This window comes from Paenibacillus jiangxiensis (assembly GCF_046098255.1).
Lineage (GTDB): Bacteria > Bacillota > Bacilli > Paenibacillales > Paenibacillaceae > Paenibacillus > Paenibacillus jiagnxiensis.
Window position 1 is genome coordinate 82639 of record NZ_JBJURI010000007.1, and the last position, 24078, is coordinate 106716.

26 protein-coding genes and 1 pseudogene are annotated in these 24078 nt (G+C 46.6%); 7 read left to right on the plus strand and 20 right to left on the minus strand.

Annotation, left to right across the window (positions count from 1 at the left end; translation table 11 throughout):
* Positions 1-12: 12 nt before the first annotated feature.
* The 3 genes from ACI1P2_RS09365 to ACI1P2_RS09375 all read right to left on the minus strand — a co-directional run bounded on the left by ACI1P2_RS09365 (position 13) and on the right by ACI1P2_RS09375 (position 3098).
* A complete protein-coding gene (locus ACI1P2_RS09365) occupies positions 13-774 on the minus strand; it encodes a carbohydrate ABC transporter permease (RefSeq protein ID WP_355319181.1) in 762 nt (253 codons plus the stop codon).
* 113 nt (positions 775-887) lie between these two features.
* On the minus strand, positions 888-1829 hold the full coding sequence (locus ACI1P2_RS09370) for a carbohydrate ABC transporter permease (protein WP_355319024.1): 942 nt from the start codon (positions 1827-1829) through the stop codon (positions 888-890).
* A gap of 6 nt (positions 1830-1835) precedes the next feature.
* Positions 1836-3098: an ABC transporter substrate-binding protein gene (locus ACI1P2_RS09375; protein WP_355319026.1), complete on the minus strand. Its 1263-nt coding sequence runs from the start codon at positions 3096-3098 to the stop codon at positions 1836-1838.
* A 433-nt stretch (positions 3099-3531) separates the two neighbouring features.
* Between ACI1P2_RS09375 and ACI1P2_RS09380 the strand changes: the two genes are divergently transcribed.
* Positions 3532-4743, plus strand: a complete 1212-nt coding sequence (locus tag ACI1P2_RS09380) for an ROK family transcriptional regulator (RefSeq protein WP_355319183.1) — start codon at positions 3532-3534, stop codon at positions 4741-4743.
* Positions 4744-4917: 174 nt separating this feature from the next.
* On the opposite strand, the gene ACI1P2_RS09385 is transcribed toward ACI1P2_RS09380, so the two are convergent.
* Positions 4918-6138 carry a hypothetical protein gene (locus tag ACI1P2_RS09385; protein WP_355319028.1) on the minus strand — a complete coding sequence of 407 codons (1221 nt, stop codon included), beginning with the start codon at positions 6136-6138 and terminating at the stop codon, positions 4918-4920.
* 214 nt (positions 6139-6352) lie between these two features.
* Between ACI1P2_RS09385 and ACI1P2_RS09390 the strand changes: the two genes are divergently transcribed.
* The gene (locus tag ACI1P2_RS09390) at positions 6353-6850 is read left to right on the plus strand and encodes an AAA family ATPase (protein ID WP_355319030.1); all 498 of its coding nucleotides are present in this window, start codon (positions 6353-6355) and stop codon (positions 6848-6850) included.
* Between the two features lie 60 nt (positions 6851-6910).
* Here the strand turns inward: ACI1P2_RS09390 and ACI1P2_RS09395 are convergent, their stop codons facing one another.
* A complete protein-coding gene (locus tag ACI1P2_RS09395) occupies positions 6911-7468 on the minus strand; it encodes a pyridoxamine 5'-phosphate oxidase family protein (RefSeq protein WP_355319032.1) in 558 nt (185 codons plus the stop codon).
* A 266-nt stretch (positions 7469-7734) separates the two neighbouring features.
* On the opposite strand from ACI1P2_RS09395, the pseudogene ACI1P2_RS09400 reads away from it, so the two are divergent.
* A pseudogene (locus ACI1P2_RS09400) lies at positions 7735-7956 on the plus strand (IS3 family transposase); the annotation flags it as partial.
* 216 nt (positions 7957-8172) lie between these two features.
* Here the strand turns inward: ACI1P2_RS09400 and ACI1P2_RS09405 are convergent.
* From ACI1P2_RS09405 to ACI1P2_RS09450, 10 genes are all read right to left on the minus strand, one after another.
* Complete coding sequence (locus tag ACI1P2_RS09405; RefSeq protein WP_355319034.1) at positions 8173-8817, minus strand: TraX family protein; 645 nt, start codon at positions 8815-8817, stop codon at positions 8173-8175.
* 79 nt (positions 8818-8896) lie between these two features.
* Positions 8897-10045 (minus strand): hypothetical protein, encoded by a 1149-nt coding sequence (locus ACI1P2_RS09410; RefSeq protein ID WP_355319036.1) that lies wholly within the window; start codon positions 10043-10045, stop codon positions 8897-8899.
* A gap of 71 nt (positions 10046-10116) precedes the next feature.
* Complete coding sequence (locus tag ACI1P2_RS09415) at positions 10117-11001, minus strand: hypothetical protein (protein ID WP_355319038.1); 885 nt, start codon at positions 10999-11001, stop codon at positions 10117-10119.
* 17 nt (positions 11002-11018) lie between these two features.
* Complete coding sequence (locus ACI1P2_RS09420) at positions 11019-11969, minus strand: S8 family peptidase (protein ID WP_355319040.1); 951 nt, start codon at positions 11967-11969, stop codon at positions 11019-11021.
* 379 nt (positions 11970-12348) lie between these two features.
* Positions 12349-13656 carry an ABC transporter permease gene (locus ACI1P2_RS09425; RefSeq protein ID WP_355319042.1) on the minus strand — a complete coding sequence of 436 codons (1308 nt, stop codon included), beginning with the start codon at positions 13654-13656 and terminating at the stop codon, positions 12349-12351.
* Positions 13649-14551 carry an ABC transporter ATP-binding protein gene (locus ACI1P2_RS09430; RefSeq protein WP_355319043.1) on the minus strand — a complete coding sequence of 301 codons (903 nt, stop codon included), beginning with the start codon at positions 14549-14551 and terminating at the stop codon, positions 13649-13651. Before ACI1P2_RS09430 ends, ACI1P2_RS09425 begins: the two co-directional genes overlap by 8 nt.
* On the minus strand, positions 14548-15477 hold the full coding sequence (locus ACI1P2_RS09435) for an ABC transporter ATP-binding protein (protein WP_355319045.1): 930 nt from the start codon (positions 15475-15477) through the stop codon (positions 14548-14550). Before ACI1P2_RS09435 ends, ACI1P2_RS09430 begins: the two co-directional genes overlap by 4 nt.
* Before the next feature lie 3 nt (positions 15478-15480).
* Entirely contained in the window at positions 15481-15885 is a 405-nt protein-coding gene (locus ACI1P2_RS09440) for a GntR family transcriptional regulator (protein ID WP_355319047.1), read from the minus strand.
* Between the two features lie 51 nt (positions 15886-15936).
* On the minus strand, positions 15937-16656 hold the full coding sequence (locus ACI1P2_RS09445; RefSeq protein ID WP_355319049.1) for a hypothetical protein: 720 nt from the start codon (positions 16654-16656) through the stop codon (positions 15937-15939).
* 212 nt (positions 16657-16868) lie between these two features.
* Positions 16869-17057 carry a hypothetical protein gene (locus ACI1P2_RS09450; RefSeq protein WP_355319050.1) on the minus strand — a complete coding sequence of 63 codons (189 nt, stop codon included), beginning with the start codon at positions 17055-17057 and terminating at the stop codon, positions 16869-16871.
* 485 nt (positions 17058-17542) lie between these two features.
* On the opposite strand from ACI1P2_RS09450, the gene ACI1P2_RS09455 reads away from it, so the two are divergent.
* The 3 genes from ACI1P2_RS09455 to ACI1P2_RS09465 all read left to right on the plus strand — a co-directional run bounded on the left by ACI1P2_RS09455 (position 17543) and on the right by ACI1P2_RS09465 (position 19289).
* Positions 17543-17698 (plus strand): hypothetical protein, encoded by a 156-nt coding sequence (locus ACI1P2_RS09455; protein WP_355319051.1) that lies wholly within the window; start codon positions 17543-17545, stop codon positions 17696-17698.
* Between the two features lie 94 nt (positions 17699-17792).
* Positions 17793-18932, plus strand: coding sequence for an MGDG synthase family glycosyltransferase (locus tag ACI1P2_RS09460; protein WP_355319185.1), 1140 nt, complete (start codon positions 17793-17795; stop codon positions 18930-18932).
* A gap of 66 nt (positions 18933-18998) precedes the next feature.
* Positions 18999-19289 carry a transposase gene (locus ACI1P2_RS09465; RefSeq protein WP_355319053.1) on the plus strand — a complete coding sequence of 97 codons (291 nt, stop codon included), beginning with the start codon at positions 18999-19001 and terminating at the stop codon, positions 19287-19289.
* Positions 19290-19491: 202 nt separating this feature from the next.
* Here ACI1P2_RS09465 and ACI1P2_RS09470 read toward each other — a convergent pair whose 3' ends face one another.
* Positions 19492-19572, minus strand: a complete 81-nt coding sequence (locus ACI1P2_RS09470; RefSeq protein WP_355319187.1) for a putative holin-like toxin — start codon at positions 19570-19572, stop codon at positions 19492-19494.
* A gap of 137 nt (positions 19573-19709) precedes the next feature.
* Positions 19710-20951 carry a hypothetical protein gene (locus ACI1P2_RS09475; RefSeq protein WP_355319055.1) on the minus strand — a complete coding sequence of 414 codons (1242 nt, stop codon included), beginning with the start codon at positions 20949-20951 and terminating at the stop codon, positions 19710-19712.
* A gap of 387 nt (positions 20952-21338) precedes the next feature.
* Here ACI1P2_RS09475 and mscL point away from each other — a divergent pair, with 387 nt between their 5' ends.
* Complete coding sequence (gene mscL / locus ACI1P2_RS09480) at positions 21339-21839, plus strand: large conductance mechanosensitive channel protein MscL (protein WP_355319057.1); 501 nt, start codon at positions 21339-21341, stop codon at positions 21837-21839.
* A gap of 94 nt (positions 21840-21933) precedes the next feature.
* Here mscL and ACI1P2_RS09485 read toward each other — a convergent pair whose 3' ends face one another.
* The 3 genes from ACI1P2_RS09485 to ACI1P2_RS09495 all read right to left on the minus strand — a co-directional run bounded on the left by ACI1P2_RS09485 (position 21934) and on the right by ACI1P2_RS09495 (position 23926).
* Positions 21934-22227: a hypothetical protein gene (locus ACI1P2_RS09485; protein ID WP_355319059.1), complete on the minus strand. Its 294-nt coding sequence runs from the start codon at positions 22225-22227 to the stop codon at positions 21934-21936.
* A gap of 81 nt (positions 22228-22308) precedes the next feature.
* Entirely contained in the window at positions 22309-23106 is a 798-nt protein-coding gene (locus ACI1P2_RS09490; protein WP_355319061.1) for a TrmB family transcriptional regulator, read from the minus strand.
* Positions 23107-23170: 64 nt separating this feature from the next.
* The gene (locus ACI1P2_RS09495; RefSeq protein WP_355319063.1) at positions 23171-23926 is read right to left on the minus strand and encodes a zinc ribbon domain-containing protein; all 756 of its coding nucleotides are present in this window, start codon (positions 23924-23926) and stop codon (positions 23171-23173) included.
* Positions 23927-24078: the final 152 nt, after the last annotated feature.

Here is a 24078-nt window from a genome sequence, read left to right on the forward strand (position 1 = left end):
CTCCTTTGTCATTCAACCTTTAATGCCGCTCATCGCAATACCTTCAATGAAATAACGCTGCAGAAATATAAATACGATAATCAGAGGCAATGTAGTCATCACTGCTGCGGCCATTAGCAGCGGATAATCAGTGCTGTGCTGGCCCTGGAACGTCGAGACGCCGATGGAGAGCACACGCATATCGTCCGAGCTGGTCATGATCAAAGGCCACTGCAGATCATTCCAGGAGGCCATCACCGTGAAGATTGCCAGCGAGACAAGCGCTGACCGTGACAGAGGCAGGTAGATCCTCGCAAAAATGCCGAAGTAACTGCAGCCGTCTATTTTGCCAGCCTCCTCCAAATCCCGCGGCAGCCCGAGAAAAAACTGACGCAACAGGAAGGTTCCGAACGCGCTGAACATGCCCGGGATAATGAGGGCGTAAAACGTGTCCAGCCAGCCCAGATCCCGCATGATGACAAAGCTCGGAATCATGACGACCTGGGAGGGAACCATCAGGACCGACAGCAGGGCGACGAAAATGATATTTCTACCCGGAAACCGCATGCACGCAAAGGCAAATGCCGCAATCGAGCAGATCAGCAGCTGGCCGACCGTTCGGCCGGCGGTCATCAATAAGGTGTTCAGGTAATACTCCATGAACGGAATTTTATCGAATACTTTCGCATAATTGTCCCAGTGAAACTCCGGCGGTATCCATACGGGCGGTATCTGCATTGAGTCCGCGTACGACTTTAACGAAGTCGAGATCATCCACAAGAAAGGCACAATCATAACAGCCGCTCCCGCCGCCAGCACGATATGCTTCCATATGCCCCCGGCGCGGTTCGGCCTTATTGCCGCATTCGTAGCCAAGATGAACCCCTCCTTTCACCGGATCGGTGATCCTATTGGTAATGGACCCATTTCTTCTGAAAAATCATTTGTACGATCGTAAAGATCAGAATGACCACAAACAGCACAAACGCCTGGGAAGACGCATAACCCATATCAAAATACTTGAATCCGTTCTCCCAAATGCTGTACACAATCGTTCGGGTTGAATCGAGCATGGAATCCTGCTTGCCCACCATAATGTACACGAGATCAAAAATTTGAAATGAATTAATGAAAGACATCACGACGACAAAAAACAGGCTGGGCGTAAGCAAAGGAAGCGTAATCTGAAAAAACTGGCGTACTTTGCCTGCCCCGTCAATCGCTGCTGCTTCGTAATATGACCCCGATATCCCCTGCAATCCGGCCAGGAGAATGACGGCGCTGTACCCGATACCGCTCCAGATGCTGATGAGAATGATGGAGAACAATGCGATGTTCTCATCGAACAGCCAGTTCGGCTGCGGCAGGCCCAGCTGTCCAAGCACGTAGTTGATCAGCCCGTATTCGGAGTTGTACAGCCATCTCCACACCATGCCAACGGCGATAGGCATCGTAATGACGGGAATGAAGTAGAGTGTCCGGTAAACCGTCTTGCCTCGTATCGGCTGATTGAGCAGGGCGGCCAGGATCGTCGCCAAAGCCGTTGTGACAGGCACGGACACAATCGTATACAGAAATGTATTCCCTAGTGATTTCAGAAATACGGGGTCATCCATTAACCGCTGGAAATTGGCCAGTCCGGTGAACGCGGGAGCAGCAAGCCCGTCCCAGTCTGTAAAGGACAACGCAAGGGATACGGCGGATGGAGCCATGTAGAACAGGAACAGTCCCAGCACGAGCGGGCTGATGAATATGTATGCCCACATTGCCTCCATCCAGCCTTGTCTGGACATTCTCGGTTTCACACTGGCCGTTTTGGACTGGACTCCGGTCATTTCAGCTTCGTACATGACGGATCACCTCTCGGTTTCCAGAATGGCGTTCATTTCGGCGGCGATTTTATGCAGGGCATCCGGAATCGACTGTTTGCCGAGGAAAGCATTCTGCAGCTCTTTCGTTTCTACCGCCTGCCACTCCGCTGTTTTTTCCGAAATCGGGTACTGCACGCCAAACTGCAGACTGTCCGTGAATACTGTCAGATCCAGACCCGGCACGGACTTCAGCCATCCTTCCTCCGCTCCCTTATATGCAGGAATGCTGAATCCGCTTTCAGCCAAATACTTGCTGCCTTCTTCCCCGGCAAGCGCCTGGATCAGCTCCCACGCTTCCTGTTCATGTTCGGTGCTCTTGTTGATCGACCAGCTCAGCCCGTGCACGATGCTGGCTTTGCGCTTGCCTGCCGGCAGCTCCGCCACCCCGAGTTTGTCGCCGAGAATGCCGTGAAGCTCAGGCACACTTACCGAGATCGCCGGGAACATCGCCGCTTTGCCGGATGCAAACATCTGCTTTGGTTCCGTCTCCAGCTGCTGCTGGGCGGTCGGCGAGATGCCTGCCTTGATCAAAGAGTCCATCCATTCAAAAGCTGCCAATGATTCCGGCGAATCGAATCCGGACTTGGTCTTGTCTTCGCTGATCACATATCCGCCTGCCTGAGCTATAAAGTTGTAATAACCTGGCTGGCTGTCGATGACTGGTGCGACAAAACCGTATACCCCGTTTTCCTTGTCCGTCAGCTTCCGGGCATTTTGCTCCAGGGCATCCCATGTCCATGTATTATCCGGGTAAGCAACACCCGCCTTGTCGAACAATTCTTTGTTGTAATAGAGGCCTACGACATCCTGAAAGTACGGAATTCCGTACAGCTTGCCTTCATAGGTGTACATGTTGCGGAGCAGTTCATTATATACGGAGACATCCATCTTGCTCTGCTCAATCAATGGCTGCAGATCTTTCAGCAGTCCACTTGAAGCGTAACTGTAAAAGTTCGGCCCGTTCATCCAGAACACATCTGGGCCGCCTTTGCCGGCCAGACTGGTTTTCAGCTTCGTCCAATAGTCTGCAAAAGGAGTATAAGTGACCTTGACCTCCACATCGGGGTGGGTCTCTTTATAAAGTGCGATGGATTTGTCCACAAATTCCTTCGCATTTTCATCCCAAAGCGCAAGATTGATCGTCTTCTTGCCGTTTCCTCCGGCAGCGCTCTCTCCTCCGCCGCAAGCTGTAAGCGTTACGCATACCATCAACAAAAGTGACATGAACAAAATACCGGTCTTTTTCATCGCGAACCCTCCAGCAATCAAAGTGATTTCAACTTCCGGCTTACGGATCGGGGCATCACCTCCATACAGAATGGTCGGCATAACTGTGTTTGAGCACGACTTATTCCAATGGATGAAATAAGTCATCAAAAAAATAAGAGCTATATGGATGAACAAATTACGTGAAACCAGGGAACTGGTAGAAGAAATATAAAAGAAATAAGATATATAGTGCATGAAAGAAACGAATTGCATAATCATTTATATATCATAAAGTTAAGTACATAGGGGAATTTGAGGGTTTTCGTAAACTTTGGACCAGTTATCTTACGTTTGATTTACATTATTACAAAGCATTATGTTTTTTTCAAGACCTCTGTTATATTTATGTAATAAAAACTTTTTGTAAATCCAGTCAGTGAATTAAGTTGGAGAGTGATCTCATTTGGAAAAAATGCGAACAGGGGATTTAAAGCTCATTCAGGAATTGAACCGCTCCATCATCCTGAATACGATCCGCAAGCATGGGCCTATTTCCCGGAGCGAAATTGCAAAAATGAATAAAATCAGCCCGACGACCGTGGCAACGGCTGTCCAGGAAATGATTAAAGAAGGATTTGTCGACGAACTGGGCGCCGGCGTGTCGAGCGGGGGCAGAAAGCCGATCATGGTCAGCTTCGCTCCCAATAACTTTTACCTGATCAGCGTCTCCATCTCCAACTCCATCATCGAGGCGGCCCACGTGAATCTGGAAGCCAAGATCCTGTCACGCAAATCATTGGCCGTCAAGCAGTTGTACGGTGAAGAGGTCATACAGGCGGCCATCGGCCTGATCGATCAATTAAACGAAGAATACATGGAGTTGCATAAATGCATCGGAATATCGGTGGCGGTCCCGGGCATTGTCGATCATAAAGAAGGGATTGTCCGTTACAATTCCAAGCTGCAGCTGCAGAATATTGCGATTAAGGACATCCTTGCCGAACGTTACGGCATCAAGGTATGGGTAGAAAATGATATGAACGCCATCGTCCTTGCGGAGAAGCAGATCGGCAATAGGCATTACAGCGATATGATCTATGTTACCGTTGGGGACGGTGTCGGGGCAGGCATCATCATCAATGATGCGGTGCTGCGCGGTAAACGCGGAGGCGCCAGCGAATTCGGACATACAAGCGTGGACCGCAGCGGCATCCGCTGCGAATGCGGCAACTATGGATGCCTCGAAAACTATATCAGCTGGCCCGCGGTTTACGGAAGGATCGTTACTTCCATCTCCCGCCGAAGACATACCATCCTTGCCCCTGCGGGTGACCCCCCGCTGCAGCTTACGCCTGAAATGTTCCACGAAGCCGTGCTGCAGGGCGACGCACTGGCGGTTGATATTACTGAAGAAATTGTCGGTTATTTGGGGCCTGGCCTGGTGAATCTCATCAATCTATTCAATCCGGAAGCGATCATCCTGGGCGGCGAACTGATCCTGGAAGACAACATGCTGCTTGAACGGGTTCGCTCCTATGTTGCCAAACACGCGCTGACTTTGAATTCCGGCCCGCTGCAGATCGTCACCTCCTCCCTTGGCAAAGACGCCAAGCTGGTAGGAGCGGCTTCGGTGCTGCTGCAGGATTTTTTCCGTTTTTCGCTCTCTTCGCAGCATGTGAAGTAAATGTTTTAACTTCAAACAAAGCAATAAAGCTGGTCCTAAGCAAGTATGAACAAGCCAAGAAAGACTATTGGGCCGGTAAATGGCTGCTCAATAGTCTTTCTTTTTGTTTGCCTGGTTTAGTTAACCTGCAAGCTATCATTTTTTTAATTAGTGTCCTCCGGGTTTAATTCATCCTTAACCACTGAATATGATTAAGTCTGCGCTTGGAATGAAATTGAAACTTGGGTATTGACCGGTAACAGCATTGTTTAATTTTTTCGTCTGAAAGTTATAGAGCCGTAATTGCATCGCGCCTTGTTCAGGCTGGTATTCATGAACAATAATGTATGTCTCATTTGCCCATCTGATTTCCGTAGTTGGATCACAAGAAAAAAGCTTTTCTCCGGACTTCAAGTCAATTAATTCATTTCGATTAGACCTTTTCACGCCATACAGGTATCGATCCGATGTAAACAACCTATCATACGTTTCCTGATAAGCATGGTTTTGCGCCTGTCCTGTACTCAGGTTATATTCAAGTAGCTCTGAGCTATTATTTAAAAAATGATGTTTGTACACGTATATTATGGAGCCTCTTACACTCGAGTGAGCAAGTCCGGAGCTTTGATTGCATTGGCTGAGAATGTAACTTTGGTCTATCGGCTGCTTGTTTTTCACTTTAGATACAAAGGTATCTAGAGGGATTACAACAACACTTTGCATTTTCACCCCCTCGATCATTTCAAATCCGTATCGCTCCCATAGTTCATGTTTTTCAGAAACTCCAATTCTGCCGGTGTCAATCATCAGATACTCTCTGCCTTCATGCTCAAACACGTCTATATACGATAGATGGACAATCCGATCATGGTTGCCGATAGCCTCGGGAATAGGGTAACTCTTTTTACCCTCTATATCGATGAGCAAATAATGAGAAAACCCGGAATTTTGTTTTTTGGAAAAGGGATCGAGCTCCGGAACTCCAACGATCAGATAGCGGCGATTAATACCGTAAAACTCGGTTCGCCGTAAAGCAGAAACATCTGGCGATTTCGCTACAGAATCCTGTAAAGTAAGTTTAAACACTAATTCACTCTGCATCCCATGGCAATCCAACTGATAAATCTTAAAAGTTGCATCCCGGTTTTCCCATTCCAAGAAGACATAGTAAACAACATCGTCGTTAGCAAAAGTTCGGCTTTCATAATAATTCACCCGTTGTTCATACGCGAAAAATTGAGACGTTTGGTTTACAAAATCATATTTTAGTATTCCATCTTGTATATTTAAAGCAGCCATTGTCTCTTCGTCCTCAGTGCTAATCACATAAAAAATAGCATACTGATCGTCAATCGTAAGTCCCGAATAGTTTACAAACTGGTTCTCGAAACCTTTAATTTGCTGTGTTTTAGCCATAGCCGGCAATCCCCATTATCTAAAATGTAAATATCTCCAGAAGCCATTTTCATTCAAAAGGATAATCATATCATAATATCTCCTTCATGATTATAAATGGAACTGAAATGGCCTTCCTTGTTTACCCAAATGTAATTATACAGGCCGGGGAGTCTGTTCTTTGTTTTGAAAAATCTATGGGATTATATAAGTACATAAAGGGAGGGGATAACAAATGGAAAATAAATTGCCTTTATTTATTGTGACAGGAGCCAGTGGGTCAGGGAAAACATATGTCGTGAAAGAACTGCGCGGTATAATGCCTGATTTTGATGTTTTTGACCCTGATGATATGATCGAGTTTGTTGGACAGGATTGGGAGAAAATACGGAATATTTGGCTTCGAGTTGCACGAAATATCGCCCAAAGCGGGCGCATGACTATTTTATGCGGAACAATGATGCCTTGGGATATTGAAAAATGTGCGGACTTTCCTTGTTTTAAGCATGTATATTATCTAAACCTGCACTGTGATGAAGAAACACGTGAGAAACGTTTGCGTGAAAGAAATTGGTCAGAAGAAATGATACAGGACCACAAAAACTTTGCCAAAGCATTGCTTGATATGGCCGATAAGGACTTTTCCCCACCTATGCCTACTATTGATACAACGGATCATGATGTAACTATAGTTGCAGCTCAAATAAAAGAGTGGATTCTTCAATATATTTGAACCAACGAGGGGATCTGGCTTCCAACATAATATTAAAGCCTTGAACTGATCACTATGTCCCTATACGTTTCGTTTCCCTAGGGATGTCGGCAATCTGTCGAGGCTGCTCATGTTCTTTTCCTGCCTGTAACTGTGCAAGCCTTCTTCGCCTTTTTGCTCCGCCCACCGCTGGAGCGTGTCCCTCTCCTTTTCGTACGCCATGAAGGGAACAGCATAACCGCAGGACGTCTGGACTTTATATATATCGACCACAATGATCTGCCGGACACCAGGCAGCGGATCGAACATTCCGTATAACCCTTCCCACTCGCTGTCCTCCGGGAGAATTACGGTTCCGGTTCCGTACAGCCGCATGATGTTCGGCGGCCCCTGAAATGCGCAGAACATGATCGTAATTCGACCGTTCTCTTCGAGATGGGCGCTGGTCTCATTGCCGCTGCCGGTCAGATCCAAATACGCGACCTTAGACTCGGACATGATTCGAAAACTGTCATATCCCTTCGGTGACAGATTGACATGCCCATCCCGCGACATGGGTGCCGTTCCGACAAAAAACAGGTGCTGCTTGCGAATAAAGTCCATGTGCTCTGGAAGCATAGCCGGAAATTGTTTTCCCAATTGAATCCCCTCCGCAAAACTTGTATTTTAGTTCGAATGACGCGTGAACACCACCTTGGCAGTGCCAACTATGGCATTCGGGACGAATCACTTGCTGCCGCAGTGATCTCGCGCTTGACTATACGTTCATTGTATTCGAAGCCGCTGCATAAATTAAATATATTCTTAACTTGCATAGATACACTCAGGTTATGAATGAGGCGATATAAGACTTGTGCGGTCGGTGTTTCATATTCTTTAACTCCACCCTCAGTATGTAGATCATAATAATGGAAACCTTTGAGATCGGTCGTTCTCTGAGTATGAAAGGCTGTCCCTATGACAATGCCGTAGCGGAAGCCACCTACAAGGTCATGAAAACCGAGTTCGTCAACCAAATGCAATTTCAGAACCTTCGTCATTTGGAGATCGAACTATACGATTACGTCAACTGGTTTAATAAGCATCGGATTCACGGAACACTGGGATACATGACACCTGTTCAGTAGCGCCAAAAGGCCCTTAAAAAAGATGACTGATTTACTGCTGACAATCCAGAGTAAGGAAATGAACTATCAAATTCAAATAGGGGCTAAATAGTCTGCATAAGCAAGACAAGGGACAGTCCCAAAAAAAATGGTTTTTAGGACTGCCCCGTTCTATATTTATACTCACTTTTTGACCGCCTTGAAGTGATGATATAGGTGACTTCATCCCTCTATTCTTTAACGAAACAGAGAAATAGGAGAAACTATATTAAAATAATCAAGCAAAACAAACAAAATCAAGTGTAAAGGATAAAAGGCATAACTAACCCACCTGTTAATTTTAAAATCATACTTATGAAGTAACATCAATATTAGAATTGAAAACAATGAATACATTTGAATTAAGGAGTATTTATAAAAATAAATCCCCATTAAGGTTATTCCTATATGTGGTAGGATAGAAATAGGTTTCAACCTATATATATAAAATACCAGGATAGTAGCTAGACCATACATACCGTACTCAAAAGAACATATATCAGCGATTATAAAAATTAGTACAATGTTAACCAACTTAAACCATTTGTTTAGTGAAGAAGTGTACAATTTTAAGATCACCATACCAGCAAAGAGCGTAAAACATACGTTTAAGTATGAGTGCTCAAAAACTAAAAAATACGGATACTGTGATACAATAGCAAGAACTAGTACGCGTACCATATACTTAGTATGATTTTTAGAATTTCTAAACCCTACAGTAATTCCCCATGCGAAAAGAGGAAAGGCAAATCTTCCGATCACCCCCAGAAAAGTCGAATCAGGGAAGTATAAATACCCTATATGGGCCAATAACATAGTAAAAATAGCGATAAATTTTACCATTCAATATACTCCTTAATAATTAAGCACTTCTTATGCAGTAAAATTTTCCTTCCCAAGCCGAAAGTACGATTTTCATTTTTCACTTGAGAAGGATAATACTATTGTTTTTGGATTCAACAAAAAGAATCCTTCCTTCCGCAAGCACTTTTTCTTTATTGTTAATTAGATTAATTGATCTAACTTGGAGATTATTGTTTTCTAAAATATTATAGGTTACTAATTCTCTGGCATTCACATTAAGAACTAATGCATGTGAATCTATCCGAGTCAATATCTTATTATCTTTTAAATCGAGTATAAGAAGTCCTTTATCATCATAATTGTAAGAAAAGGCTCCATCCTCATATAACCATATATAATTAAACAATCCATTAAACGTTGTACATTTTTTGGATAAATCTTCTGGATTTAAATTAACAATTATGGTTATATTTTCCTTGAAATGTTGTTTTAAGTACGTAATAGAATCACCTATTATAGAATAATTGACAATTGCAGCATCATTTAAAGCTAAATCAACAATAAAATTACCTAAGTTAAGAATTCCATTTAAGATTTGATCTATGAAAACTCCGGAATCGATTACAATAATTTCTTCTTTTAAAAGTCTAGCACTGTTTTCTCTCCAAAGCTCTTCTTTTTCTTTGGCATGAACTTGCCCGGTTTTAAGAATAATATAACTATGATTATCTTTTTCTAGTATGGAGATAGTCTCTAAACGATTTAAAATTGGATCGGAAAAGGAGAAAAAAGTTTTTTTCGTACAATCCAAAAGACTCCATTGTTTTTTACGACCATCTAGACTATCAATAGATAGAATCATATAACGATCATCTATTCCATAAATGGATATAGAAGGCTTAGTATAAGATTGGTCTCCAATATCTGCATTGTATAGAGAGCCTATGTCCAGTTCACATATCACTGTATGAATATTTTTGTTTATTTCACACTTATGAAAAGATATGCTTTTTGCAGAAATCTTTTCATTTAGATAATATACAGTATCACTTCCACCAACAGTACTTATTCTAAAAACATTAGATTCTGGAAAAACAAACTCTGATAAATGATTATTATCTAAGTTGAAAAGTGCAAAACCTCTAAATGGATATCCTATTTCTTCTTTTTTTGATTCTAAAACATGAAAAACACGAGAATTTTGAGAAATTATTTCTGTCCAATAAAAATTATAATTCTCACAATTATCTATCGAAATTAGTTTCATAATCTCACTCTTTTCTCAAAAAGTACCCTCCCTCTCTAAAGAGGAAGGGTTCGACTTTTAAGGACTAGTTTTTATAAACTTGTGTAATTTATATACCAAATATGATTATTTAATTTCCCTCCAATAACACTGCCAGGGTGGAAGTGACGGTAATAACCTTCACCTTTTGTAGCCCACTCATTTGTATGCTCAATTGGTTCTTTATTTGTATAATTCCTAGCAAGTGTATAAGCGTTAATTCTGTCTCTAGTAAAAATGTTATTATCATGCGATTTAGCTAACCATGCTCTTGCCCCGCTGTAATTTACTTGGTTGCCTATAAATACATGGTTTGTATCATAATCAACTACTGCATAATAGTACACATTTTTTTCTTTTTTGACTCGTGTTTGTGTTTCAGATCTTTCTAAATCAACATAATGGATTCCATCAATAATAAGTACTGCAGATAAAAGAAGTAATGCATTCAATATTGCTTGACCTAACCACTGAGCAACAGGTATAGCAGCCTGAGCTTGAACCTTCTCTTCTTTTATGCCCGGAGATTCGATTTTATACTCTCTTTTTGTTTCATTATCGGTAGCAATGGCCTCAATTTCTCCGCCAATAGCTGTTTCAACTTCAACCGTATATGTTTTTTCCTCAGGTGGAGTTAGGGAGAATCCCATAATATTAGACTGTTCTTCTACCGAAGTCATCGTAATTTCATGTGTCGTCTTGTTGTATGTAGCTGTAATTCTAACACCATCTTCTTCTCCAGTTACCGTGACGAAGGAGTCATTATTTTCAAGAATCTCAATATTATCATCAATTTTATCTGTCACTGACAAATTATCGTATACATCACTTGTAACAGATGGAGTTGCATATAATAGATTCGGTGATACAATAGTAAAAATTAGCGCAAAAGATAAGATAATAACAATATGCCTTTTAATTTTGTTAAAAAACTTCATTTATAAAACTCCCTCCGCTATTTTAATACTACTATTCCTTCTCCATAGATTGAGTCCTTACCAAAAGGACCTAAATCAATAGCATATTCTTTCAATACTATTTTTATTTTTTTGCGGTCTAAATCAGTATTTTCTTGCAACAAAAGGCAAATAATACCCGTTACATATGGAGCTGAGAATGAAGTACCTGTCGTAACTTCATACTCCCCATTCAAAGCTGTTGATACCACATCAACTCCGGGGGATGAAAAGTCAATTTTCCCCTTCGGCGAACTTTTCCCAACAGAAAGTCTGTTGTTAACCGAAGTAACTGATACTACATCCTCATATGCTGCAGGATAGCCAACTTCTCCGCCATGACTGTTACTCCCAGAAGCAACGATAATAATTCCAGAATTTATTGCTTTTTGAATAGCATTTTCTAACTTCTTATCATTCTTCATGATCGAAAAGCTAATATTAATAACATCAATCTTATTTTCTATACACCAATCAATCCCTTGGATTACATTTAGTATTTCCCCTTCACCAAATTCATCAAGAACTTTTACTGGATATAATTGGACACCTGGCGCAACGCCCATGATACCAACTTGATTATGTTGTGCCGCAATTATTCCTGTTGTCAGAGTTCCATGTCCGTTATCATCAACAGGTAACGCAGCTGGATTGATGGTGTTATACCCTTTTTGTAAAACTTTTTTTAAATCAGGGTGATTAAAATCGACGCCTGTATCCAAAACAGCAACCTTAACATTTTCCCCCGTAATTCCTTCTTCCCAGAGTACGGGAGCATTAATTCGTTTCACCCCCCATGGCATTACTTCTTCATTTAATAATGAACTAGGATTCACTACCTTCTGAGTACTAACTTCAAGTAGACAAAAAAACAAAACAACAACAAAAAACAAAATTACTGCAATCCAAAAAATACAAAACTTCACATCAATTACTTTTTCTTTTATCATTAGATCATTTTCGAGTTATTCCCTCCTTTTTTTATTATGATATAAGCATATTATTTATTAGCAAAATTTTCAATCTTTATTTGCATTTGATTTTATTATATAATTATTAACTTTTATAGAATCTAAGTGGTAGAGTTATTTTCCCTAAATAAAGATACTCCTGAACTGGGCAACTAGGAGAGAATTCATAAGTGAAAACTTTACTTGTTCTCTTCAGTCTGAGACAGTTTTTATAAATAAGTGTTTTAATTAAAAAACCTTGATCCATTAGATTTCCCGATGGATCAAGGTTATATATAGAGTAGAATAGTATATATTTATCAATTACAAAATTCCAACACCCCAATTATTTGAATAAAAAACATAACATTCCGTAAATTTATATTTTATAAGCCTTCATCGCCTTGCGCAGCTCCTTGATTGTCGGACGCATGCCGTACATCAGCACGCCGGTCCGGTAAATTTTCGCTGCCAGCCAGCCGAAGACAAGGATCGCCACGACCAGCAGCACGAGCGAAATCCAGATTTCCCAGGCGGCGGCGCGGTCAAGCCCGATGCGCAGCAGCATGACGGTCGGTGACGTGAACGGGATGTAGCTCGCCACCTTCACCAGCATGTTGTCCGATGCGCTGATATTGAAGATACCGATATAAAACGCAACCAGCGACAGCATCGTGATCGGCATGACTGCCTGACCCAGATCTTCCGTACGGCTAACAATCGAGCCCACTGCGGCAAACAGCACACCATATAAAAAGTAGCCTAGAATATAGAAGATCAGTCCGTAAATCAGCATTTCATAGTTCAGTTCGTCGAGTCTCATATTAAAGCTGCTCAGTACAGCCTCGTTGTGCGGCAGCATGAGATTTCCCCCCACTACCAGGGCAAACACGAGGATCTGCAAAAGACCAACATAGAAGATTCCGATAATTTTACCGAACATCTGCGTCAGCGGCGATACGCTTGTAATGAGAATTTCCATTACTCGGGAGCTCTTCTCGGCCGTAACCTCGGCAGCGATCATATTGCCAGTCATCATCGCCGATGTGAAGAACAGGATCATTAGCGCATAGATCACGACATAGTTGACAGTCCCGACATCCGCTCCCGCCACCGTGCCATCCTTACCATCTGCTTCGGCGCTGCTGATTTCCATGCTGTCGATGGCCACCGGCTCGGTGATTTGCGCAAGCTGCTCCGCTGACAGCGTATCTCCGGCCACAGCTTTGGCTTTGGCCTTCTGCAGTCCCGATTGCAGGAGGGAAATCACATCCTGTGACGGTTCATCGTCCACAGAAGTATATCGGACCAGCGGGAACATTCCCCCGCCTTCAGGCTTAACCAGTTCGACGTACCCTTTTACCTTCTCATCTGCAATGGCGGTTTTTAATCCAATATCCTTGATACTTGGATAGCGGGTCCATTTGACAGGGGTGACAGACTGGGTCAAACTGTATTGCTCCAGTTCCTCAGCAGCTGTTGTGTATTCATTTGCAATCAGCCCGATTTGCACAGGTTCCTTCCCGCCCGTTGTTCCCGTCTCATCCCCCTTGAAGATAGAAATCAGATAAGGAATATTCATAGCAATCGTAAGGAGCAAAGCCAATATAATAGTGGTCCATATAAACGATTTGGTCCTGGCCTTTTGCCGGAATGTAAAGCCGATCACCGTTCCCATTTTATTCATGAGCTTCTCCAACCTCCTTGATGAAAATCTCATTCAGTGTTGGCTCCATAATTTCGAAGCGGAGAACATCTCCCTGGGCAATAGCCGTCTGCAAAATGCGCTGTGCTGCCGCTTCTTTATCGATATACAGCATCCAGCCGCTCTCAAGCTTCTCCACTCTGCGCACACCGGGAATCGCGTCAAGCCCCCTGATCTCCCCGGAGGTTACAAGGCGGACTTTTTCGCGTGGATAACGGTTCTTGATTTCCTTGATGTCCCCTTGCACCACCGTATTGGAGCGATGCAGGATAGTAATGTTGCGGCACAACTCCTCGACATGCTCCATCCGGTGGGTGGAGAACAGAATGGCCGTGCCCTGATCGCGCAGTTCTTTGACCGTGTCCTTCAGCAGTTCGACATTGACAGGGTCCAGGCCGCTGAATGCCTCATCCAGTACAAGAATCGGCGGACGGTGAACGGCCGCGGCGATAAAGCCCATTTTCTGCTGATTGCCCTTTGACAGCTCTTCGATCCTCTTATCGTAATATTCCGGCACACCGAAGCGGTCCAGCCAGTAACGCAGGCTTTTATCCGCTTCCTTGGCAGACATGCCGCGCAGCCTGGCGAGGTACATGATCTGCTCGCTGACCTTCACCTTCGGATAAAGCCCACGCTCTTCCGGCAGATAACCCATTCTGTGCTGAAGCTCGGCGTTATATGGCTTGCCGTCATACAGAATACGCCCGCCGTCCGGGTAGATCAGTCCCAGCACCATACGCATCGTGGTCGTCTTGCCCGCGCCGTTGCCTCCCAATAAACCATAGATTTCACCGCTGTTCACCTGCAGGGACACCCCGTTGACGGCCGTCTTGTCCCCATACTGCTTCACAACCTGTTCCAGCTGCAGCATACTCATGCTTCATTCCCCTCTCTCACAGATGTCATATCCTGCGGCAGCCGGCCAGCTGCCCAGTGCGTCATGATTTCATCCAGCTCTAGCGCCCGTGTGCGCAAAATGCGGATTCCGGCCTCCTCCAGCGCTTCCGCCGCCGCGGCCGCTTCCATCGTCACGACCCGCTGCAGCACCCCTTCCTGACTCTGCTCCAGAACGCACGGCAGGTCTGCCGCTTCCTCCTCCGTGCCCTCAAACCATAGCTCCTTGCCGCTTTCCAGCAGCCGGTCCTTCTCCGCACAGCCCAGAAGCCTTCCTTCATGCAGGAGCACGATATAATCGGCCAGTCTCTTGATCTCATCCACGATATGAGTGGCCATAATAATCGTGGTCTTCTCGTTCCTCATGCAGTCCCGCAGCTCCTCAAGCATCATTTTCCAGGCGAACGGGTCCAGCCCGGATGACGGTTCATCCAGCAGCAGAAGACGGGGATGGGGAGCCAGTGCCGCGGCTAGCTCGAACCTCCTCCGCTCGCCCTTCGACAGCTTGGAGAGCTTAGTATGCTCCTGCACCTCAAATTTCTCCATCAGCTCCCGGAAGCGGATCTCATCCCAGCCGGAATACCATTGCGCCCGGAAAGCAGCCGCCTGCTCTGCAGTCATCCTGTTTTCTTCACTGAAGAAATGCTCGGGCATGTATCCGATCCACTGCCGGATTTCGGTGGGCAGCTCCGCGTCATATTCGCGGCCAAACCAGCGAATCTGCCCTGCATCCGGGAGCGAAAGCCGGGTCAGCATGTTCAGCAGTGTGCTTTTCCCCGAGCCGTTATGGCCGACCAGCGCAACCACATAACCGGCCGGCACTGTCAGTGTAATCGGACCGATTTGGCGCCTTCCTCTTGTCTTGGTCACATTCTGCATCTCGATCACGATATTCTCCGCGTTCCCCATGCCTTATCCCTTCTCCTTCGCTGTCCCGTATTTTGCTGCAACCGCCTCTTCGAACAGAACCCTCAGCTCCTCCTCGCTGCACTGCACCGCCACACCCGTGTTGACCGCCTGCTCTATCGCCTCTTTAACCGCCTTAAGGCGGTAGTTTTCCTTTAAATCCGAACCAATGCTCGCCACAAAAGTGCCTGTTCCCTGCCGGGTACGAAGCAGTTCCTCATTCTCCAGGTCATGATACACCCGGCGGACGGTGATGACGCTGCAGTTCAGAGATCCTGCAAATTCCCTTATGGAAGGCAGCAGTGTGCCTTCAGGGATCTGACCTGAGATGATTAGCGATCTCAGCTGCTTCTTGATCTGTGCATACAGCGGTTCGGCGCTGTTCTCATCAATTTGCACCGGTATATTCATCCTTTTTCTTTCACCCCCGCCCTTCTGCCAACGCCCGCCCGGCCTTGCCTTTTAAGCCAGATCACGCACAATGAGCTTGCGCAGCATCAGCCGCGAAGATAACAGCATCATCGCCGCTCCTGCCGCCAACGCCACCCACATGGCCGGTGAAGCCGCTCCCCATGCAAGACTCATATCTTTTGTCCATAAAATCATATTTCCTCCGCATATTCTGATGATAGCCGCGACAATGACGGACGAGCCCATAATTCCGAGCGTCAGCCAAAAATACGTTTTCCCTTTGACCAGAAATTCCACATACATGTACAAGCTGCTCACAATCATTCCGTAACCGATCCAGGTGAGCGCGAAAGCCACATAGAAACCAGGGGAACGAATCATGCGAAAAGGCTCTACAAACAGAAACATCACCACAAAGTAAATAGCTCCGTTCATCAAAAACGCTATGATGGCCTGCTGAATCCGGCTCGCAACCACAGTCTTGGCTCCTACCGGCAGCAGTCTGAGGTATGCCAGCATCTGTGTGTATGAATCCTCCTGCAGATACTTGAAAGCCCGGCTGTTTAACACAAACCCGAGAAATGGAATCAAGGCAAGCAGCATACAATCGGCAACCGGATTTTTAAAACTCTCCCTATCCAGCTGGGCATCTACTAAAAACGAAGTCGTTATTGCAAGATAAACCATAAATATTAACGTCCACACCGCCATAAACCGGTCTGAACAAAGCTCGCGCACGGTAATTTTCCATGCCTGTTTAAAAGCTGTCATCCCGTCACCCCCTTCATCCGCATCTATTCTGTTAGTGTGATCACTGTGTATATCTTTATACACAATATACTAACTACTTATTCCTCCGTCAACCTTTTACTAAAATTTCACAGTCCATGCTGCAGAAAACACAAAAAAGCCGTCCCTTATCACACTAACGTGAAAAGGACGGCGTTGCCGATACGCTGAAATATTTATCAGTGAATTAAGGCTCAAGAGACAGAAGAATTCAGTTTGCCGAGTTCATTCTCCACCACAAGGGTGAGTTCCTCCTCATACCCTCCGGTAATACGGTACTTGCGTACGTATTCTTTCACAAATTTTTTGGGATCCTTTGGCCGAAAAATTCGAGTCATCTCCCGCAGGCTTTCTTTTACTTCATTATGACCTTTCGTTGCCATGTTAACTCCCTCCCAAAACGTTGGAAATAAATGCTTCGTTGAAGAGAATGCTGCAAAGTCATTACGTCATATACATTGAAGTAGCAAGTAGAACACAGCTTAGGTCGGGAACGATCCAAATGGACGTATACCTGACACTGGACTTACCCGAATCGCTTCTGCCTGAATCACAACCACATTATATCATATTCAGGAGTCAGATTCACTTTCCGGGTAAAGTCACATTTTTCTGTCTATTTTTTCTTAGTACTGTACTACAGGTAACTATAATATACATCGGACTTACGGCGGTAAATTATTTGGGTAAATTGTTTCGGTACACTAATTGCAGTATACCTTACAAACATCAGCAGAATATTAAAGAAAACGGCTGTTTCACAAACGTTACAGAAATATTACTTTTATCCTGGTTCAACAGGCTATAATACTTCCATCCAACAATACTGGCGGAAAAAGGGGAACCGCGCCGTGGACAAGTAAATTCCATGTCCAATGTACCAGCCGCCGTATTCCCGCGTGTCCCCTCGGTACTGCATGACAAACCATGCGCAGACGAGCACTTGCTTGTTCGTGCAGATGAAAGCATCCGGGACAAGTATCCCGAAATGCGGGGCTTTCGGGACATGTTGGCTTGTATCTGACTTCCCGTGATATGCTTAAATTCGGAATCTGCTGCCGGGAACTGAACCTGAGAATACAATGAAAAGACAGATGGCTGATAATGGGGGCATCAACATGGGGAAAGCAACGCCGAAAATTCTGATTTTATATGCCAGCTACGGCAACGGGCATTATCAGGCCTCACGCGCAATTGAAGCCGCACTCCGCAAGCGGGGCAGCTGCGAGGTTGTCCTGCTGGACCTGATGGCCGAGGCCCATCCGATGCTGAATGAGTTGACCAAATTTGTATATATGCAGAGCTTTAAGACAATTCCGCAAATTTACGGCTGGGTGTATAACCTGACGAAGGATATGCAGGCCAGATCCGCGTTCGGCAGTGTGCTGCATTCCTTCGGCATGCGCAAGCTGCAGGAGACGCTGACGCATGTGCAGCCGGATCTGGTGATTCACACCTTCCCGCAGCTGGCCCTGCCTGCACTGCGACGCCGGACGGGCATGAATCTACCGATCGTCAATGTGCTTACAGACTTTGATCTGCACGGACGCTGGCTGCATCCCGATATCGATCGCTACTATGTTCCGACCGAGGATATGAAACGGGAAGCAGAAGCGCGTGGTGTTCACCCCGACCGGGTTGTTGCCAGCGGCATACCGATCCATCCGGCATTCTGCGGGGCAGCAGACGAGCTGCTGCTGCCGGACAATGACGAATATGCGGCTCCGGGCAAGCGGACTGTGCTTCTGATGGCCGGAGCCTTCGGCGTATTGTCGGGCATTCGCGATATCTGCCGCGGCCTCATCCGCCTGCCGGATGTGCGCGTGCTGATCGTGTGCGGCCGGAACGAATCGCTGAAGTCCGAGCTGGATCAGGAATTTGCGGGGCAACCGGACATCCATACCTTCGGGTATGTGGAAGACATCCCCTCTCTGATGAGGGCGAGCGATATGGTTATCACCAAACCAGGCGGCATCACCCTTGCCGAAAGTATCGCCTCCGGACTGCCGATTCTGATCTACCGTCCGGTTCCGGGCCAGGAGCTGAATAACGCCCTCTATCTGCAAGGAAAGGGCGCGGCACTGCTGTCCCGCCATGCAGAGGAACTGATCGGGCAGGCCAGTGAGCTGCTCACGGATCCTTTGCAGGCAGAACGGATGAAGCAGGCGGTTAGCCGACTTCGCAAGCCCTATGCTGCCGAAACCATCGCCGATGATATCATGAGCAAATGGTTTGCTCCCGTCACCGCCTCCGTTTGAAATTTGCATAATTTATTTTTCAGGCGGGTATTTTAACCAGGAGAACGCGTGACGGAAGGAGACATTATGAGTTCTGATGATAAAGATATGCTTCCACTATCGGGAGAAAATGTGGAAGTTGACGGCGTGTATGAGGATGAAGACGGCCATGAGCAGCATCTGAAGCGGGGGCAGCATTTTCCTGCGGATCTGGTACTGGGAAAGAGCGAATGGAAGCTGACCGAATACTCCTTTGACAACCACCATGAAGGAAGGACGGATGAGCGGCTCGTTCCCAAAGAAAACGACACGGATAAGCTGGGAAAAATTACGCACCCGCGGAAGGAAAAGAAGAGCGGGCATCCTGGACACCCTTGATTTCTCCCATATCATCGCGTCCGAATTTTATCCTTATCACTAAAATTCGGAAAGAACATTTATTGCTTAGACTAAATTCGATGTGGTAACATAAGAATAGAAAAAGGACCGGTAGCAGCCGGTCCCCGTACAACACCGCTAAAAGAGCGGTTGGCTGTCGGAATTCAGTGCTGGAAATAGACCGATTCCTTGTCCGGGCGGTCTATTTCTTAAGGTAAGTCAGCAAAGCAATAATGAACATGCCAAACATGAACATCAATGACAATGCTTGAAAAACCTCCATAGCCTCACCTCCCTTCCGGGAGATTAGCCGACCGCCCTTGTTAGCCGTTAAGTTGTACTAGCTAATTATACCAGACAAGCCCCGATTCGGGGCTTTTTTCCTTGAAAATGTAGTGCTAATTTACTACAGCTTGCCGCTTAACGGACCAAACCTTTCGCAAGCTGGTTGTTCACGATCGAGAATACAGCTTTATCCGTCGTATCGTAGGTGCTATTCTGATAATCCAGCTTATATAATTTACCGGTTTTCAGGGTCTGTGGATCCAATACATATACATCAGAGCCAAGAACCAGCCGAAGCTTGCCTTCTTCAGTCTGCTCCATGCTCACTGCATTAGAAGGATCATAGGTAAACGTGCGCTCCGCCATCTTGTTGAATGCATTGTAAAGTTCGATTTTACCATCAGCATAGACTGCATAGCTTCCAGCACCGGCCTGTTCAATCAAGGCGCCTTCTGGAATAAGGCGCTCCCACTTTTTCTCCCCATCCTTATTGAATCCGAGCAGGATGTTTCCTTGTGAGTCGCTTACAGCCCGAATGAGCAGCGTATCGTCATCCAGCACAATCACCGGATTTCCGGCTCCGTAAATTTTGGTGGTGGTAGGGAAAGTATAAGAATCCAATAAGTTCAGGGAATCATCCAATATTTTAATATCCGGATGAGGGTCATCCTGCCACTGTTCATCAACCTTAACCTTTCGGTCCGCATTCATCACGACCCTGCCGTCCCCAGCGAAAATCATTGTGCCGCCAAGCATACTCTGGGTAATAAACTTGCCTGTATCAGAATATTGGGTAAATGTAGTGGATACCGATCCGTCCCAGGAAGGCTCGCTTTCCTTATAAACAAGCAGCTTGCTGCTGCTAACAAGACTAACCTTGCTGCCGCTTTCGACTTCTTGAGCCCACAGATCCTTCCCTTTCGACGATACGGCGTGGATGCGGGACGTTCCATCCGTGTATTGAGCATAAAAATAGATTTCCCCGGACTCTGTATACATCAGTTGGGTACTTGCAGTGTAGGGCTTGCCTTCCTTATGCAGTCCGTACTGCCATTTCAACTCACCCGTCTGATCATTATAAGCCTGCAAAATATCCAAATAACCTGCCTTGTCCTGCCCTGCACTTACAGCCTGGCGGGTAAAAACATAGACGAGCCCCTGATCAGGCACGGCATGCACGCTCCGTTCCACTGCCTGCTCGGTGCCATTCTGTTCGCCGGCAGCCGGGAGAGCGGGAGCAGTCCAAAAGGCCGGCTGTGTCAGCTTCACGGCCGTTTCTTCCGCCTGCGCCGCGGAGCTTACTCCAGGCTGAACGCCCGTCAACAGCGCCGCCGTCAGTGCGGCACTGGTCCATAGTTTCCAATTTTTTAAAATCATCGTGCTCTTACCTCCTGCTTTCATTAAACCTGCCCAACACACATAACCGCCAGAATCCATATCCAGGCGGGCGTGCGCAACATAGTTATGATTCTATATCTATTTTAACAGCTGGGATATTATTCTGCAAAAGTCACTTCCCCATTTGCCAAAAAATCGACAATAATGGGCACTCGGTCGCCAGCCTGGATAAATCTACGCGCAGCCGTGAGTAGCTGAACGAATATACTTTCAACTTTCCCGAATTCAATGTCACGAGTACAGCGAAGGCTCAGCGGAAAATAAAGACTGAGACCTGACGCATATTTTGCAAACGCCGTGATTTTTGTACAATAGATGCAGGACGCTGATGTGAATCAGCTGCAGGAGAGGAGACAACTGCATTTTATGAGTGGCAAAGGTTTTATACAGGAATTCAAAGAGTTTGCAATGCGCGGCAATGTGATTGATTTGGCGGTCGGCGTTATCATCGGGGCCGCATTCAATAAAATTGTGACCTCTGTCGTTAATGACATCATTATGCCGCCAGTCGGAAAAATCCTCGGGGGCGCGGATTTCTCCGACCTTTACTTTTCGCTGGACTCGGACAAGACCACCGATGCGGCGGGCAACCGGCTCCCCCTTGCTCAAGCCCAGGAGGCAGGCGCAGCCGTCATAGCCTACGGACAGTTCATTAATGTGATGCTTGACTTTTTGATTGTGACATTCTGCGTGTTTTTGCTGGTGAAAGGGATCAACATGCTGAGACGCAAGCAGGAGAAGGCGGAGAAAGCGGAAGAAGAGAGAACAACAAAGGAATGCCCTTTCTGCCTGTCAGAGGTGCCTTTGAAGGCTGTACGCTGCTCGCACTGCACCTCCATGCTGGAGGAAGCAGGCCAGAAAGCTTGATGGATTATTACAAAAACGGGCACTTATCCAAAAAAGAAACATCCGCCGGGGATTGTACCGGCGGATGTTTTTTATTAGCGAGTAGTTAGAGTGATTAATGCCCTGGCAGCAGATTTTCCAGCAGCATGCGCAAATGGCGGTCCTCCCGGTATACCTCTTCCCCCGTATCCAGCTCCGTAATCCGGATATACCGGTAACCGGCTCCGGCATCCGCCGGCCTGAACACAAGCTCATCCGCGGAGTCCTGGCGAACCTCGTAGCCCATATTGCCGAGCATGGCAATAATCTGCTCAATGCTTGGTTTGCCCCCCTGCTCCACCAGAATCAAACCGCGCAGCTCCTTGGTCTCCTTCTCATACACAACACGAAAATGAACGATACACTCCATCTCTGCATAGCTCCTTTTCCCCGTTATTACCCCGATGGTACCAGCTTGCCCTAATCCGTCTCATCTCATTGCGGCGGAATTTCAGACACTTCGCGGCCCACCGGAAACATATTTGCCGATGATCGCCTCGTACCGCCACCCGTAACGGGCAGAGAGCTCAGCGCCTATGTCGTTTTCCATCTCGTAGAGAACGACATCCTGGGCAAATTGATTCAGCAGCAGCTCTGTCATAACCGGATGCTCCGTGACGACAGCCTGCGTTGCCCCACTGTCTCCCCTCATGCCGAGCATACACCAGCGACGGTCAACAACAAACGAAAATTTGCGCCCCGCCGGTATCGGCTCAGCTTCAAAAGCGCCGCGCGGCAGCCACTGGCCGAGCGCCGCTTCGCCGTTGTCGCAGGCCCAGAGCACCCTGACTCCCCGCTGCTCCGCCTGTTCCAACTGATCGAGCACCAACGCCACTTCTTCGCGCCTTACATCCACGACGATCTCATGCTTCGCCCGGCCGAGCTCGCGCGCAAGGCTGGCCATCACATCCCTGTCTCCTTCCACATTGTGGAACGGAGCCCGCTCCTGTCCCTGCCGCGGCATCTTTCGTTCCACCGTCTCCAAAGATTCCCGCAGCCTGCCGGAAATGATGCGCGTCAGCTCTTCCACCGGCAGCACACTATACCGGACAGGGTCCCCTTCGCCTGTGCGCAGGAAGCCCTGGCCTGCCAGTCTCTGCAGCGCCGCATATACATTGGAGCGGGAGGCTCCTGTCCGCTTCGACACCTCGTAGCCTGAAGCCGCTCCGCTCTGCGCCAGTTCAACCATCACCTTCGCTTCCAGATCCGTAAAGCCGAGATTTTTCAAATGATGCAGCAATTGTTCCATACTTTCCGTCCTCCCATGCTGTCAAAAACCGGCCAGCTAGCATAGGACTGCCGGCGCGGCTGCATCAAATCTGCTCCGCCCCGCATCGCGGGCACCATTTGGAGCCTTTGGGCAGCTCGGCCGTACAGATTTGGCACTTCACCAATCCCCTGGCCGAGTGGGTCTCCACTGGCTCCGCCTCCTCATTCTGATTGTTGGATTTCCAGTAACGGATACGCTCATCCAGCTCCTGCTGGCGTTCATGCTCCAAGTCCTCGCTGCGGCGGCGCTCCCATTCCGCATCAAATTCTGCCTTTTCCTCAGGTGTAAAGTCCGAATGCGTTACATCATCCTCATCCAGTTCAGGCGTATTGAACGGCTTTTTCTCCAATGGATGCTCCGCCTCATGATCCACATATCCGAAAAGAGTGCTGTCCTTGAACTGCGGAGCCTGTTCACGCGCAGCGGCCGCTTGATGCGACGCGTTCTCGTCCACGAGCTTGCGTCCGCATTTCGGGCAGAAGTTGGCATCCTGCGGCACAGACGCGCCGCATTCGCACAAGCGTTCGTTTTTTAGCTCCGCAATGCGGCTGCGAATGCTGTCGATTTCCTCCTGCAGCTCGTCACAGGCCTGTGACAGCCGGGTCATTTCAGTTTCAGCCACCGACATATCCCGAAGACGGTAGCCTTCGTAGAAGACTTGCCCCATCTTCAAAAAATGTACATCCATTTCCTGCTGTATCGTGGCGATTTGTGAGTTCATTTTTTGGATTTCCACAGCATGCTGTGCTTTCTCAGTGGCTTTGTTGGCGCCGTCTTTAATCTTTTGCAACAGATTCATACAAATCCTCCTATCAGCTAATGGGGTGGTCGACAGACAGCTTCCTCAGCCTGATCCCAATCCCATAAACAGCTAAATTTCCTTAATTAAGATTTTAGATTTTATAAATTTCTATAATCTACTATAATAGATAACTTTGCTGCTGGAAACTT